Below are 14,028 nucleotides of genomic sequence, written 5' to 3'. Positions count from 1 at the left end.
GGCGAAGCATCGCTAAGCGCGCGCATCTTTGCTTTTGGAGATTCCCCCGCGTTGGCCACTGAGGATTCCTATACCCGCCCCCTGATCGACGGCTCGCTTGCCGAAAAGCAGCTTGCCATGACGGGGCCGAGCGTGACCGCGGATCCCGGCTGCCTGCCCGTGCGCGGCGACCTTGCGCATATCAAGCTCGCAGGCCGCTACTTCGTGCCGCACTATGCGGTGCCGATGCCGCACACGGTTCTGGACGGCGCGGTCCTGCGCACGTTCGGACGTGACGAGGCAGAGGCGATTCGCGACCTGCCCGTGGGCGAGACTTTCAACGTGCTCGACATTGCCGGACAATGGGCCTGGGGCCAGCTGGGCGAGGACGGCCAGGTCGGCTATGTTTCGCTCGCGCAGATCGAGGCCGTAAAGTAATGGCAAAGAGCGTCTTCATCGACGGGGCCGCAGGCACCACCGGGCTCGAGATCGCCGAACGGCTTGCCGGTCGCAGCGAATTCGAACTGATCGTGCTGGACGAGGCGCGCCGCAAGGACGACGGCGCCCGCGCCGAGGCGCTCAATGCCGCCGATTTCGTGATCCTGTGCCTGCCCGACGATGCCGCCAAGGCCGCCGTCGGCATGATCCGCAACGACACCACGCGCGTGATCGACGCCTCCTCGGCGCACCGGGTTTCGCCGGAGTGGACTTACGGCTTCCCCGAAGTGGTCGGCCGCGAGACCGTCGCCGCCGCGCGTTTCGTCAGCAATCCGGGTTGCTATCCCACCGGCTTCATCGCGCTGGTCGCGCCGCTGGTGCGCGCCGGGCTGCTGCCCGCCGACTGGTCTTACGTGTGCCACGCCGTCTCGGGCTATTCGGGCGGCGGCAAGGCCCTGATCGCGCACTTCGAGGACGATCGCGACATCGCCTTCCGCGCCTATGGCCTGGCCCTCGGCCACAAGCATGTGCCGGAAATGACCGCGCATGTCGGCCTCGCCCATGCGCCGATCTTCGCCCCCGCCGTGGTGCCCGCGCATCGCGGCATGCTGGTCGAAGTGCCGCTGCATCTCTCGATGATGGCCAAGGCGGGAAGCCCTGCCGAACTGCGTGCCGCCCTCGCCGCGTTCTATGCGGGCAGCGAGATCGTCACCGTGGTCGACGACCAGCCGGGCGAACTGCTGCTGCGCGCCTCGATGGCCCCGGTCGACACGCTGACGCTGCGCGTGCTGGGTTCGCAGGACGGATCGCAGGCGCGCATGGTCGCCATGCTCGACAATCTGGGCAAGGGCGCGAGCGGTGCTGCGGTGCAGAACCTCAACCTGATGGCCGGTCTTCCCGAGACGGCAGGCCTCCGCCTCCAGGCGGCCTAGACAAACGTCTTTTCATATACGAACATGAGCGCCGCAGGTCCGATCCGGTCCTGCGGCGTTTTTCGTTGACGCACCAGGGCGGTGTTGACCACGCCGCCGGTTGCCGTGCCGCAACGCCTTGCCAGCAGGCAGCACATGCACAATTTTCAGGCAGGCCCTGCCCATTTCTTGAACAGATATTGTGCCTGAATGGGGATTCACCCACACAAGACTGCTTAACGGCTATCGAAAAGGTGCAAATCCGGGCTTTTCGCGCCTGCACAGTTCGCCTAGGACTTTCCCATCCGCATTGGCACGATTCTTGAGTTGGGAATCGCGCGCGAGGCAGCTGGTTCCCGGGACCGGACTCCTCATCGGAAGAAGCCGGGAAACAACCGCAGGGGTCTAGGCAGGCGTGAAGAAAATCGAAGCGATCATCAAGCCGTTCAAACTCGATGAAGTGAAGGAAGCGCTGCACGAAGTCGGCGTCTCGGGCATCACCGTCACCGAAGCGAAGGGTTTCGGCCGCCAGAAGGGCCATACCGAACTCTACCGCGGCGCCGAATACGTCGTCGACTTCCTGCCCAAGGTGAAGCTTGAAGTGGTCGTTCCCGACGCTCTGGCCGACCGCGTGGTCGAGGCGATTGCCGACGCCGCGCAGACCGGCCGCATCGGCGACGGCAAGATTTTCGTGGTGCCGATCGAAACCGCCGTGCGCATCCGCACCGGCGAGCGGGACGACGACGCGCTCTAAGCGCGCCGCCGCCTCGAATGCCCGGGAAGGGGATCGTCCGCGACCTGGTGGACACGGCTTCCCGCCAAGAGCTTTTTCCGGCCCCTGACTGAACAAGGACGGGCCGGACCGGGAATGGGTGGTCGGGGGGCCGCCCATTCCCGCCATACCGAATGCCAAAACCCAAAAGTCTCTTTCGGGATCGGAAGAGCATCACTGGAGAACCACGATAATGGCTAGTGCAAAGGACGTCCTCAAGAAGATCAAGGACGAGGAAATCGAGTGGGTTGACCTGCGTTTCACCGACCCCAAGGGCAAGTGGCAGCACCTCACGATGGTTTCGTCGGTCCTGGGCGAGGACGAGCTGGAAGACGGCCTGATGTTCGACGGTTCGTCGATCGAGGGCTGGAAGGCCATCAACGAGTCGGACATGATCCTCAAGCCCGACCTCGACGCCGTCTACGTCGATCCGTTCTCGGCCACCCCGATGCTGATCCTGTTCTGCGACATCGTGGAACCCTCGACCGGCGAACTCTATGCCCGCGACCCGCGCTCGACCGCGAAGCGCGCTGAATCGTTCGTCAAGTCGGCCGGCTTCGGCGACACCGTCTACGTCGGCCCCGAAGCCGAATTCTTCATGTTCGACGACGTGAAGTTCTACGACGGCTACGAAGGCAACGGCTTCAAGATCGACGACATCGAGCTGCCCGGCAACTCGGACAAGTCGTACGAGCAGGGCAACCTCGCCCACCGTCCGCGCGCCAAGGGCGGCTACTTCCCGGTCGCGCCGGTCGACTCGGCTGTCGACATCCGCGCCGAGATGGTCTCGACCATGCTCGAAATGGGCCTGCCCTGCGACAAGCACCACCACGAAGTGGCGGCTGCCCAGCACGAACTCGGCCTGACCTTCGGCACGCTGGTCCAGACCGCCGACCGCATGCAGATCTACAAGTACGTCGTGCACATGGTCGCACAGGCCTACGGCAAGACCGCCACGTTCATGCCGAAGCCGATCATGAAGGACAACGGCTCGGGCATGCACACCCACATCTCGATCTGGGACAAGGGCAACCCGCTGTTCGCCGGTAACGGCTATGCCGGTCTCTCCGACATGTGCCTGTACTTCATCGGCGGCGTCATCAAGCACGCCAAGGCCCTCAACGCCTTCACCAACCCGACCACCAACAGCTACAAGCGCCTGGTGCCGGGCTACGAAGCCCCCGTGCTGCTCGCCTACTCGGCGCGCAACCGTTCGGCCTCGTGCCGCATCCCCTACGGTGCGGGCGACAAGGCAAAGCGCGTGGAATTCCGCTTCCCCGACGCGATGGCCAACCCGTACCTGTGCTATGCCTCGCTGCTGATGGCTGGCCTCGACGGCATCAAGAACAAGATCCACCCTGGCGACGCCATGGACAAGAACCTCTACGATCTGCCGCCGGCCGAACTCGCCGAAGTGCCGACCGTCTGCGGTTCGCTCCGTGAAGCGCTCGACTCGCTGGCCGCCGACCACGACTTCCTTCTCGAAGGCGGCGTGTTCACCAAGGACCAGATCGAAGCCTACCTCGAACTCAAGTGGCCCGAAGTGCTGCGCTGGGAAACCACGCCGTCGGCCGTCGAGTTCGACATGTACTACAGCGCCTGATCGCACTGCCTCGCCGCTCTTCCAGGGGCGGCGAGGGGGAAATCGGTTCACCGAGCGGGGCGTCCGGACTTTGTCCGGGCGCCCTATTCCTTTGTGCCTGCCGTCCCGGCTCCGCCGCGTTCGGCCGCTATTCAGGCAAGGCCAACTACCGACCGGGCTCGTCACAGGCCCGGCTGCGGGCGCCGTGGCACCGCTCGCCCGAACCGTTCCTCTCGAGGTTTCGCCCCATGCGCAAAGCCCTCCTTGCCGCTCCGGTCCTTGCCGCTCCGATCCTTGCCGCTCCGGTCCTCGCCGCTGCCCTGATGCTTGCCGCCTGTTCGGGAGGATCACCTGCAACCGGCCCCTCCAGCGACGCCGCCGAAACGACCGCCGCAAATGAGACCCTGCCGGAAATGCTCGACGATGCCGACGGCCAGCAGACAATGGCCGAGGCGCTCAAGACCACCGGGCTCGAACGCCTGTTTGCCGGCAAGGGCAGCTATACCCTGCTTGCCCCCGAGGACGACGCCTTCGACGCGCTGGGCGACAAGGCCAAGGCCGTGACGCAAGCGCAGGACCATGCCGCCCTCACCGCGCTGGTGCGCAGCCACATGCTTGCCGGATACCGGACTCCCGAGGACATCACCGCAGCCATTGCCGCTGCCGGGACCGGCACGGTCTCGCTGCCGACGCTGGGCGGCGGAACGCTCACGTTCCGCAAGACCGGCACGCCATCGGCCGATTCCATCACCGTGACCGCAGACGACGGCTCTGAGGCCTCCCTGCTCGGCCCGCCCGTGGCCGCGGGCGGCAGCATCGCGATTCCGGTCAGCGGCGTGCTGCGCAAGCTGTAGCCCTTCGAAAAACCGTTTTCCTACAGCCCCCGTTCCGGCTTACTTGATCGGCCTTTCTCACAGTGACGGAGAGGCGCCATGCTCGATCGCAAGCCCATATTCGATGAAGTGCGCCAGTTGCTCGGACGCGGCTTCAGCCGGGAGGAAGTGACCCGCCTGGATGCCGCGATCGACCGGGCCGCGATCGACGGGGCAGCGAACCGGAACACCGCACCTCCCGCATACAGGCTGGGACAGGCCGGCAGCGCGCTCATCCGCAAATGGGAGGGCTGCGCCCGCAAGCGCGCCGATGGCCGTATCGAGGCCTATCCCGATCCCGGCAGCACGGACGGCAAACCCTGGACGATCGGCTGGGGCTCGACCGGCGCGGACATCGGCCCCGGCACCGTCTGGACGCAGGAGCAGTGCGACACGCGTTTTACAGCCGACGTGCAGCGGTTCGTCGATGCGGTCGCGCAGTTCCTGGGGGCCGCGCCGACCACACAAAACCAGTTCGATGCCCTGGTCTCGTTCCACTACAACACCGGCGCGCTGGCCTCCTCCACCCTCGGCAAGCTGCACAAGCAGGGCCGCTTCGTCGCAGCGCAGGCCGAGTTCGCCAGGTGGATCTACAACGACCGCAAACCGCTGAACGGCCTCAGGTCGCGCCGTGCGGACGAGGCCGCGCTTTACGCCGCCCCCTGATCAGCGGCCCGGCCGCACCGGAACCATTCCGCCGGGCGCCGCAGCCCGCGTCTTGCGCCAGCGCCGCAGGGCGCGGCGGACCGGCTCGTCCCAGCACACGGCGGCAAGCCAGCCCGCGAGCAGCGCGGCAGCGAGATAGCCTGCAAACCACAGGCCGCGCTCCGCCGCGCGCATTTCGGACCGCAGAAACGGCTGGAGCGCGAACAGGATCGGGAAGTGCACGAGATAGAGCGGGTAGGAAATGCGGCCTGCCCATCTCCACACCCCCGAGGCCGCGCCCGAGAGAACACCCGCCAGCAACAGCCCGGGCAGGATCACGAGGATCAGCAGCATATCGACGTAGCCCGACCGCCCGGGGATCAGGAAAACCGCGGTGAGCAGCGCCGCGATCAGCCACAGGCCGGGCGCGGGGCGATCCCGGAAGCGGCCGAGCAGCCCCGCTTTGCAGCAGCGCCAGAGCAGCATGCCCAGCGTGAAGGACACGGCCGTGCGCGGCAGACCTTCCAGCGCATTGGCCGCGACGTATCCGACCTCCACCGTCGACCAGCGCAGGGCCACGGCCCCCAGCCAGAGGGCAAACCCCACGAAGATTCCCGCCAGCACCCGATTGCTCGCGCGGAACAGGAACAGGCCGAACGCCAGGCTGGCGAGCACTTCCCAGAACAGCGACCAGGCCGGCGGGTTCAGCGGCCAGATGAAGTCATCATAGGCATGAAGAAACGGCGCAGGCAGCAGGAGGAACTGCAAGAGCGCAGCGGGCAGCACGGCCTGCCATCCCAATCCCATACCCAGCGCCAGCGCCCCGGCGCCGACGCCGAGAATCACCATGGGATAGAGGCGGTCCACTCTCGCCTGCACGAAGCGCGCCAGCGTCATGTCCCTGCCCAGCCGCTCCTGATAGGCATGGGAAATCACGAAGCCGCTGAGCATGAAGAAGAAGTCCACGGCCATGTAGCCATGGGCCAGCAGCTGGAAGCCCAGCAGGCGATAGGCATGGTTGGCCGCCACCGCCATGGCCGCCACGCCGCGCAGGCCGTCCAGTCCGCCGAAATGCCCTGTGCTGTCCCGCTCTGCCATGCCGCATCCGTCCATGGGCGCCCGCCCCGATCCGCCGGCAATGTGGCAGAACCAGGTTAACACCGGGTTCGTCCCGCGCTCCTGGCGCGGCTCAGACCCCTGCGGGAATGACGATACCGGTGTCCACTTTCACCCGGTCCAGCGCGATCAGCGAGGCATAAGCGGCCACGCAGTCGTTCTCGGCAAAGAGTTCGCGTGTCAGCGCCTCGTAAGCGCGCATGTCGCTGGCCACGATCACCAGCACGAAGCTGATCCCGCCGGTCACGTAATAGCATTGCTGCACTTCGCCGCGCGCCTGGAACAGGGCCTTGGCCGCATCGACGGTGGCGGCGCGCTCGTCGCGCAAGGTGACCTGGACGATCGAGGTGATGTCCTGCCCCAGCGCCTGCGGATCGACCAGCGCGACATTGCGGGCGATCACGCCGGCCTCCTCCATCGCCGCGATCCGGCGCTGCACGGCGGCGGCGGACAGGTTCACCCTCTCGGCAATGCGACGCTGCGGCGTGCGGTTGTCCTGCTGGAGAATGCGCAGGATCGCCCGGTCGAACGAATCGAGGCGCGGGCGAAGCGATGTTGCGTTTTTGGCCACGGGGTGAGCTTTTGTTGCGTTTGAAGCCTAAATCAAGAGCGCATTCCTCACGCGTGTGATGATATGTCTCGCCGCAGCAATTCAGGCGGAGGCGGGTAGATGGCATTGGCGGGAAGCATTGCGGCTGGCACGGGCGCTTCGCGCTCGACGTGGCTGGGCGTGCTCTGCGGTGCCGGCGCGGGCGCATTCTGGGGGCTGGTGTTCCTGGCTCCGGAACTCGTGCGCGCGTTCAGCCCGCTCGAACTGACCATCGGCCGCTATGCCTGCTACGGCGCCATGTCCGCCGTGCTGCTGGTACCGCGCTGGAAAACGGTGCGCGCGCACATGTCGCGCGCGGCGTGGATCGCGCTTGTCTGGCTCGCGTTGGCCGGCAATACCGTCTATTTCATCCTGCTGGCCAATGCCGTGCATATCGGCGGCATCGCCATGACCTCGATCATCGTCGGCTTCCTGCCGGTGACGGTGACCGTTGTCGGCAGCCGCGACCACGGAGCGGTGCCGCTCGCGAAGCTGGCCCCGTCGCTGCTGCTCTGCGCGGCAGGCGTGCTATGCATCGGCTGGCAGGCCATCGCCGCGCCCGGCGAGACGTCGCTTGCCAACCGCGTGATCGGCCTTGCCTGCGCGTTCGGCGCGCTCGCCTCGTGGAGCGCCTTCGCGATCGGCAACAGCCGCTGGCTGGCGCGGCTGGATGCGGTTTCGGCGCATGACTGGAACCTTCTGCTCGGCGTCGTCACCGGATTGCAGAGCCTAGTGCTGATCCCGGTTGCGCTGTGGCAGGCCGATGCCGTGCGCACGAGCAGCCAGTGGAGCAGTTTCCTCATCGTCTCGCTGGCGGTTGCCCTGCTCGCCTCGATCGCCGGCAACGCCTTGTGGAACCGGATGAGCCGGCTGCTGCCACTTACGCTGGTGGGCCAGATGATCCTGTTCGAAACGCTGTTCGCGCTGATCTACGCCCTGATCTGGGAACACCGCCTGCCGACGCTGTTCGAAGTGGCGGCCTTCGTGCTGCTGATCACCGCGGTGCTGACCTGCCTGGCCGCCCACCGCAAGCCGGCGGCCGCCGACGACCTGGTTCCGCTTGGCGAAGGCGGTGCGCATTAGGCCGTAAACTCATAAACGGCACCATCGAGGTTTGAGGCAAAATGGTTCAGCGTGAGGAAGGAAGGCGACGGAATATGTCGATATTTCTAGACTTCCTGACGCAGCGATGGACCATTTTGGTCAAGCGAAGCTCACCGCAAGGTAAACCCCGAAGGGGCGTCCAAATGGCTTCCATCTCGAACCGATGCGGCCTTGGACGGGCAACCAGCCCGCCCGGCGGCCGCTTCGGCCCGATATGTTCGCCATTTGGGCGCCTCGATGGTGCCGTTTATGAGCTTACGGCCTAGAGCATTTTGCAAACGCAGCGGCACAACCCGCGCCGTGGCCACCTCTCCCCGCCTCGCAGGCGGGCATCAGCCCTGCGGCGGCTCCCACAGTTCGACGGGATTGCCTTCGGGATCGTGGATGCGGGCGAAACGCCCCGTCTCGGGCGTGTCCCATGCAGGATCGGTGATGACCGCGATCCCCGCAGCGCGCAGCGCAGCCAGCAGCGCATCGAGCCCGCTGACGCGCAGATTGATCATCCACTGGCGATCGGGCGGAAAATGGTCGGTGTCACGGCTGAAGGGCATGAACACCGTCGGCCCGGCCTGCTGATCCCACCGGTAGGGATCCTCCGCCGCGATGCCGAGGTGGGTGCGATACCACGCCATCAGCCCCTGCGGATCCTCGGCCCGGAAAAACACCCCGCCAATACCCGTCACCGGCATACCCGTCTCCCGTCACCAACCGCAGGCGAACCCCGGAAGCGCCGCCCGCAAGCACATGCCAGGACGATCCTGACCGTCAACCGGCGATCGAGGGAACCCCGTCCTTGCGGGCATTCTCGCCAAGGTCGGCCCGGCTGCGCGGATTGGCAACGGCCGCGGCGATCAGGCGGTCCTGCTCCTCGGCGCCGAAACGCTCCCAGCCCGAACGGCCGAGCTTTTCCATTGGCCGGAAGCGCACCTTGTACTGCATGCGCGGCGAACCTTCGACCCAGTAGCCGAGATAGACGTAGGGCAGTTCCATCTCGGTGGCGCGCTGGATGTGATCGAGGATGATGTACGTGCCCAGCCCCTGCCGGTCATGGTGCGGATCGTAGAAGCTGTAGATCATCGACAGCCCGTCGCACTGGCGGTCGGTGAGGCAGGCGCCGACGAGGCGGCCCGGCGTTACCCCGTCCGGCGAAGGCTCACGATATTCGACCACGTAGCTGGTGACCGGCGTATGCTCCACCATGTCGGCAAAATCGACTTCGTCCATCGAGGTCATCCCGCCTTCGGGATGGCGCACCGAGAGATAGCGCTGAAGCAGCTCGAACTGCTCGCTGGTCGACCAGGGGCGGCAGACTGTGGCGACAAGATCGCCGTTGCGCTTCATCAGCCGCTTCTGTGTGCCCAACGGTTCGAACGCGCCGGCGACGACCCGCACCGAGATGCAGGCACTGCAATCGAGGCAGGAGGGGCGATAGGCCACCGTCTGGCTGCGGCGGAACCCGATCCGGCCCAGCGCATCGTTGAGCGAATCCGCGTGGGCGCCCTTCAACTCGGTAAAGACCTTGCGTTCGCTGCGCCCCGGCAGATAGGGGCACGGCGCCGGGCTGGTCACGAAAAACCGGGGAAAGCGAACGGGAGCCGTCACGGGCGAAATCTATCCTCTGGCTGGCGGAAGCCGGGCTGTTGCTTAACCCTTCTATCCGTGTCTGCCCTGAATATGCATAGGCGTTCGCCGCGTTGAAAGTCTTTTAACCACAAAAGTGGAGGTGTCGGCGACGAAATCGGATCGATCGGCGCCATCCGCCTGCTGCCTGTCCCGGAACGGGGCGATCCACGGGCAAATGACAAAGGCCCCGGAATTGCTCCGAGGCCTCTGAAAAAACCGGATTAATGGATCCGCTGCGACGGCCCGGAGCGAAACCCTCAGTCGGTCTCGACCTGGCGCACTTCATAGCCTTCGCGGCGCAGGGCGGCGACGAGCGCATCGAGCTGCGCCCGGTCGCGCGCCTCGCACTCGATCTCGGTGACGAGGCCCTTGGCCGGCAGGTGGGTGAAGATGCGCTGGTGGAACACCTCGATGATGTTCACATTGTGCTCCTGGAACACCTTGGCGACCTTGAACAGGGCGCCGGCACGGTCCTGCAGGCCGATTTTCAAGCGCGCAAGACGGCCCGAACGGGCGAGATCGCGCAGCAGCACGTTCGCCAGCAGGCGCGTGTCGATATTGCCGCCCGACAGCACGATGCCGACCTTGCGACCGGCAAACAGCTCGCGGTTGGCCATGACCGCGGCAAGGCCGGTGGCCCCGGCGCCTTCCACCAGTGTCTTCTCGATCTGGAGAAGCAGCGCGAGAGCGCTCTCGATGCCCGATTCGCTGACCAGCAGGAACTCGTCGAGCAGGCCGCGCAGCACGGCCGAGGTCATCTGCCCCGGCGCGAAAACAGCGATGCCCTCCGCCAGCGTGTCGCCGCCGATCGGCAGGCTGGAGCCCTTCAGCAGGTTGTACATCGAGGGATAGAGCTGCGCCTCGACGCCGACGAGGCGGATCTCGGGATTGATCGCGCGCGCAGCCGTCCCCATGCCGGTCGCCAGACCGCCGCCGCCGATCGGCAACACCAGCGTGTCGAGATCCGGCACGTCTTCCAGCATTTCGAGCGCGACAGTGCCCTGCCCCGCGGCGACGTGAGGATCGTCGAACGGGTGGATGAAGGTCAGCCCCAGTTCGGTTTCCAGCTTGCGCGCATGGGCATAGGCCTCGTCGAAGCTTTCGCCTTCGAGCACGACCTTGCCGCCCACGCTCTCGGTCTGCATGACCTTCACGGTCGGCGTCGTGCGCGGCATGACGATGGTCACGGGCACGCCAAGACGGGTGCCGTGGTAGGACAGGCCCTGGGCATGGTTGCCCGCCGAAGCGGCGATGACGCCGCGCGACTTGCGTTCCTCATCCAGCAGCAGAAGGGCATTGAGCGCGCCGCGTTCCTTGTAGGCGGCGGTGAATTGAAGGTTTTCGAACTTGAGCCAGATGTCGGCCCCGGTGATCGCACTCAAGGTGGTCGAGTGGAGCGTGGGAGTGCGGACGACCTTGCCGATAATTCGCCCAGCCGCCGCGCGCACGTCTTCGGCGGTGAGGGGGGCCGCGACGGGCTCCTCGGCGATCTTGAGCATTGGCTGTTCCATAGAGGGCCGCGCCTAACGGAAAGCACCGGAGATGGAAAGGCTCGCGTCATGAAAAAGCGCAATTCATGCCGTCATGGCAATTTTATTGCACAAGCACGCTTGCGCACAGTGCATTCCCATGTGCACGAGGAGGCACGATTTCCGGTCGCAAGGTACGGGATAAGCGCCAGGCCGTAGTTTGCTTTCGTGCAAAACGCGCTAGAAAGAATGTCATGAGCGAGCGACGCAAGGTTTCCTTCATCGGCCTCGGGGTTATGGGCGGCGCCATCGCGCGGCACATCGCCTTGGCGGGCCACGAACTCACCATCTACAACCGCTCGCCCGAGCGGGCGCGGAAGTGGTCGGACGACAATCCCGGCCTTGTCCACCGCATTGCCGCCAATCCGGCCCATGCGGCGCAGGACGCCGAAGTGGTGATCACGTGCGTGGGCAACGACGATGACTTGTCTGAAGTCGTGCTGGGCCCCAACGGCGTGTTCCGCATGCTCAAGAAGGGCGCGACCTTCATCGACCACACTACGGTCTCGGCGCGCATCGCCCGGCAGATCTCGGTCGAGGCGCGGGACCTGCGCATCCACTGCGTCGACGCGCCGATGACCGGCTCGCAGATCGGCGCCGAACAGGGCACCCTCACCCTGATGTGCGGCGGCCGCGACGAGGCGATCGAGGCCGCGCGCCCGGTGATGGAGGCCTATTCGGCGCGCATCGTCCATGTCGGCAAGGCCGGCTCCGGACAGATCGCCAAGATGGCCAACCAGATCTGCATCGCCGGCAATGTCGCCGCGCTGGCCGAGGCGGTGCGTTTCGCGCAGGCCTCGCACCTCGACATGGACAAGGTCTACGAGGCGATCTCGGGCGGTGCAGCGCAGTCGTGGCAGATGGACAACCGCTGGCAGACGATGAACGCCGACCAGTTCGACTTCGGCTTCGCGATCGACTGGATGCGCAAGGACCTCGGCCTCAGCCTCGACGAAGGGCGCGGGCTCGGCGTCTCGCTTCCCGTCGCGGCGCTGATCGACCAGTTCTTTGCCGACATCCAGGCGCAGGGCGGCGGCCGCCTCGATACGAGCGCGATCATCAAGCGCCTGCCGAAGAAGGGTATTTCGTGAATTTCAGGAAAGGCGCAGGGCTTGCCCTGCTGCTCGCATCGACGGCCGTGACCGGCTCTGCTTTCGGCACGGCTCATGCCGATGTGCTCGTCGACAACGTCAACGGCGTCACCGGCGACGGCAAGGGCGGCGTCGAACACTTCGAAGGTTTCCTGATCGACGATCAGGGCCGCATCGCGCAAGTGTTCCACAAGGGTGACAAGCGGCCGAAAAAGGTCGCGTATCAAGTCGACGGCAAGGGCCGCAATGTCGTGCCGGGCATGATCGATGCCCATGGCCACGTCATGGCGACGGGTTTTGCCAGGATGACGCTCGACCTGTCGATGGCCAAGACGCTCGATGAGGCGCTCTCGCTGGTGACGGCATGGTCCGCCGCGCATCCCGACCTGCCGTGGATCCTTGGCACCGGCTGGAACCAGGTGCAGTGGGGGCTGGACCGCATGCCCACCGCCGCCGAACTGGACCGCGCCACCGGCGGCAAGCCCGCGTGGCTGAGCCGTGTCGACGGCCATGCCGGCTGGGCCAACTCCGCCGCCATCGCCGCCGCCGGGGTGACTGCCGCCACCGCCGATCCCAAGGGCGGCGCGATCCTGCGCACGGCCGGCTCCAAGGCCCCGGCGGGCGTCTTTGTCGACGGTGCCATGGCGCTGATCGAAGCCCGCGTGCCCAAGCCCCGCCCCGAGGACCGCGACACCGCCTTCGGCGAGGCGCAACTGGCCCTGCTGGCCGAGGGCGTCACCGCGATTGCCGACATGGGCACCTCGATCGAGGACTGGCAGGCCTTCCGCCGCGCTGCCGACCTCGGCAACTTGCGCATCCGCGTGGTGTCCTACGCCGACAGCATCGACAACATGGTGCTGATCGGCGGCCCGCACCCGACGCCGTGGCTCTATGGCGACAAGCTCAAGATGAACGGTGTGAAGCTGTTCCTCGACGGTGCGCTCGGCTCGCGCGGGGCCTGGCTCAAGGCGCCTTATGCCGATGCGCCCGGCTCCACCGGCCTGCCGCGCATGAACCAGACCCAGCTCGGCAACCTGATGAGCCGCGCGGCGATCGACAACTTCCAGATCGCCGTCCATGCCATCGGCGACGAGGCCAACGCCACCGTGCTCGATTCCATCGCCGAGCTGTCCGCCACCTACAAGGGCGACCGGCGCTGGCGCATCGAGCACGCGCAGATCGTCGATCCCACCGACATCCCGCGCTTCGGCCAGTTCGGCGTGATCGCCTCGATGCAGCCGCAGCACGAAGCCTCGGACCGCACGATGGCCGAAGCCCGCCTCGGGCCGCAGCGCCTGACCGGGGCCTATGCGTGGAAATCCATCGCCGCGACCGGCGCGAAGCTGGCCTTCGGATCCGACACCCCGGTGGAGCCTTCCGAGCCGTTCGTCGGCCTTGCCGTGGCGATCTCGCGCGAGGGCGCCGACGGCCAGCCCACCGGCGGCTGGCAGCCGCAGGAAATCCTCACGCGCGAGGCCGCGCTCAATGCCTACACGACGGGCGGTGCTTACGCGATGTTCGCCGAGGACCGCCTCGGCCGTATCGCCAAGGGCTACCGCGCGGACTTCCTGTTCGTGGATGTCGATCCGATGACCGCCTCCCCGGCGCAGCTGCGCGCGGCACGGGTTTCGGAAACGTGGATCGGGGGGCAGATGGCGTGGTCTTCGGCCAAGGATCGGGTGATCCCGGAGAAGAAGGTCGAAGAGAAGTAAAAGAAAGTGCTGGGGGCCCTTCGACAAGCTCAGGAGGTCCCCCAGACCCTCGAAATGCCTTCGTT

General features: G+C 66.2%; 14 protein-coding genes. 9 read left to right on the top strand and 5 right to left on the bottom strand.

The window, feature by feature from the left end; translation table 11 throughout:
• Positions 1 to 117: 117 nt before the first annotated feature.
• From OKA11_RS08600 to OKA11_RS08575, 6 genes are all read left to right on the top strand, one after another.
• Positions 118 to 417 (top strand): SH3 domain-containing protein, encoded by a 300-nt coding sequence (locus OKA11_RS08600; RefSeq protein ID WP_267219992.1) that lies wholly within the window; start codon positions 118 to 120, stop codon positions 415 to 417.
• Positions 417 to 1,349: an N-acetyl-gamma-glutamyl-phosphate reductase gene (gene argC, locus OKA11_RS08595; protein ID WP_267219810.1), complete on the top strand. Its 933-nt coding sequence runs from the start codon at positions 417 to 419 to the stop codon at positions 1,347 to 1,349. Before OKA11_RS08600 ends, argC begins: the two co-directional genes overlap by 1 nt.
• 394 nt (positions 1,350 to 1,743) lie before the next feature.
• Positions 1,744 to 2,082, top strand: coding sequence for a P-II family nitrogen regulator (locus tag OKA11_RS08590; protein ID WP_142635445.1), 339 nt, complete (start codon positions 1,744 to 1,746; stop codon positions 2,080 to 2,082).
• A gap of 211 nt (positions 2,083 to 2,293) precedes the next feature.
• Complete coding sequence (gene glnA / locus OKA11_RS08585; RefSeq protein ID WP_267219809.1) at positions 2,294 to 3,703, top strand: type I glutamate--ammonia ligase; 1,410 nt, start codon at positions 2,294 to 2,296, stop codon at positions 3,701 to 3,703.
• A gap of 227 nt (positions 3,704 to 3,930) precedes the next feature.
• A complete protein-coding gene (locus OKA11_RS08580) occupies positions 3,931 to 4,536 on the top strand; it encodes a fasciclin domain-containing protein (RefSeq protein ID WP_267219808.1) in 606 nt (201 codons plus the stop codon).
• Positions 4,537 to 4,614: 78 nt separating this feature from the next.
• A complete protein-coding gene (locus tag OKA11_RS08575; RefSeq protein ID WP_267219807.1) occupies positions 4,615 to 5,220 on the top strand; it encodes a lysozyme in 606 nt (201 codons plus the stop codon).
• Here the strand turns inward: OKA11_RS08575 and OKA11_RS08570 are convergent, their stop codons facing one another.
• Positions 5,221 to 6,297: an acyltransferase family protein gene (locus OKA11_RS08570; RefSeq protein ID WP_267219806.1), complete on the bottom strand. Its 1,077-nt coding sequence runs from the start codon at positions 6,295 to 6,297 to the stop codon at positions 5,221 to 5,223.
• A 91-nt stretch (positions 6,298 to 6,388) separates the two neighbouring features.
• Positions 6,389 to 6,886 (bottom strand): Lrp/AsnC family transcriptional regulator, encoded by a 498-nt coding sequence (locus tag OKA11_RS08565; RefSeq protein WP_267219805.1) that lies wholly within the window; start codon positions 6,884 to 6,886, stop codon positions 6,389 to 6,391.
• 99 nt (positions 6,887 to 6,985) lie between these two features.
• Here OKA11_RS08565 and OKA11_RS08560 point away from each other — a divergent pair, with 99 nt between their 5' ends.
• Complete coding sequence (locus OKA11_RS08560; protein ID WP_267219804.1) at positions 6,986 to 7,987, top strand: DMT family transporter; 1,002 nt, start codon at positions 6,986 to 6,988, stop codon at positions 7,985 to 7,987.
• Positions 7,988 to 8,340: 353 nt separating this feature from the next.
• On the opposite strand, the gene OKA11_RS08555 is transcribed toward OKA11_RS08560, so the two are convergent.
• The 3 genes from OKA11_RS08555 to OKA11_RS08545 all read right to left on the bottom strand — a co-directional run bounded on the left by OKA11_RS08555 (position 8,341) and on the right by OKA11_RS08545 (position 11,142).
• Positions 8,341 to 8,697 carry a VOC family protein gene (locus OKA11_RS08555; RefSeq protein WP_267219803.1) on the bottom strand — a complete coding sequence of 119 codons (357 nt, stop codon included), beginning with the start codon at positions 8,695 to 8,697 and terminating at the stop codon, positions 8,341 to 8,343.
• Positions 8,698 to 8,773: 76 nt separating this feature from the next.
• Positions 8,774 to 9,610 carry an arginyltransferase gene (locus tag OKA11_RS08550; protein ID WP_267219802.1) on the bottom strand — a complete coding sequence of 279 codons (837 nt, stop codon included), beginning with the start codon at positions 9,608 to 9,610 and terminating at the stop codon, positions 8,774 to 8,776.
• 278 nt (positions 9,611 to 9,888) lie between these two features.
• On the bottom strand, positions 9,889 to 11,142 hold the full coding sequence (locus OKA11_RS08545; RefSeq protein WP_379489432.1) for a threonine ammonia-lyase: 1,254 nt from the start codon (positions 11,140 to 11,142) through the stop codon (positions 9,889 to 9,891).
• Between the two features lie 212 nt (positions 11,143 to 11,354).
• Between OKA11_RS08545 and OKA11_RS08540 the strand changes: the two genes are divergently transcribed.
• Positions 11,355 to 12,251: an NAD(P)-dependent oxidoreductase gene (locus OKA11_RS08540; RefSeq protein WP_142635465.1), complete on the top strand. Its 897-nt coding sequence runs from the start codon at positions 11,355 to 11,357 to the stop codon at positions 12,249 to 12,251.
• The gene (locus tag OKA11_RS08535) at positions 12,248 to 13,963 is read left to right on the top strand and encodes an amidohydrolase (protein WP_379489431.1); all 1,716 of its coding nucleotides are present in this window, start codon (positions 12,248 to 12,250) and stop codon (positions 13,961 to 13,963) included. The genes OKA11_RS08540 and OKA11_RS08535 overlap by 4 nt, the downstream gene beginning before the upstream one ends.
• The last annotated feature ends 65 nt before the right edge of the window (positions 13,964 to 14,028 follow it).

Source organism: Novosphingobium clariflavum, from assembly GCF_026420865.1.
In the GTDB taxonomy this organism is placed as follows: domain Bacteria; phylum Pseudomonadota; class Alphaproteobacteria; order Sphingomonadales; family Sphingomonadaceae; genus Novosphingobium; species Novosphingobium clariflavum.
This window is presented reverse-complemented; position numbering and strand designations above follow the sequence as displayed.